Annotated in this window: 1 protein-coding gene and 2 pseudogenes; all 3 read left to right on the forward strand. The window is 69.4% G+C overall.

Annotated elements, in window-relative coordinates; translation table 11 throughout:
- Positions 1–102: pseudogene (locus tag AC5P1B_RS35840) on the forward strand (sugar ABC transporter permease); the annotation flags it as partial.
- Complete coding sequence (locus AC5P1B_RS35845; RefSeq protein ID WP_493892222.1) at positions 102–254, forward strand: hypothetical protein; 153 nt, start codon at positions 102–104, stop codon at positions 252–254. The pseudogene AC5P1B_RS35840 and the gene AC5P1B_RS35845, both read left to right, overlap by 1 nt.
- A pseudogene (locus tag AC5P1B_RS35850) lies at positions 251–435 on the forward strand (hypothetical protein); the annotation flags it as partial. The gene AC5P1B_RS35845 and the pseudogene AC5P1B_RS35850, both read left to right, overlap by 4 nt.

Below are 435 nucleotides of genomic sequence, written 5' to 3' on the forward strand. Positions count from 1 at the left end.
GCGGGTTACGCGACCGCGCTGGGTGTCGCGTTGCTGATCGTCACGATGCTGTTCGCGATGATCGTGATGCGGCTCGGCCGCCGGGAAAGGCTGGAGTTCTGATGCCACGCCATGACTTCACCGACAACGCCATGGTGACCCGGAGCGCCCGGAGCACCGGCAGCACTCGGAGCACTGACAGCGGGAGCAACGCCGCACATGCCGTTAACGCGCGGCTGACCGGCGCCGATGTGATGTGGGGAGACGCACTGTGACCGGGCTACCACCGGGGCGCCCCGTGGGGCTGCCGGACGTCGGCAAGGAAGACGCCGAGCCGCCACCCGCCGCTCCGCCCACCGTCGCCGGGTCCGGTGGCGGTAAGGGCGGTGGTGATGCCGGTGGCCGGGTGCTGAATGTGTTCTCGCACGGCATTCTGGCGGTGTGGGGGCTGTTGGT

The organism is Streptomyces sp. A01, from assembly GCF_059026195.1.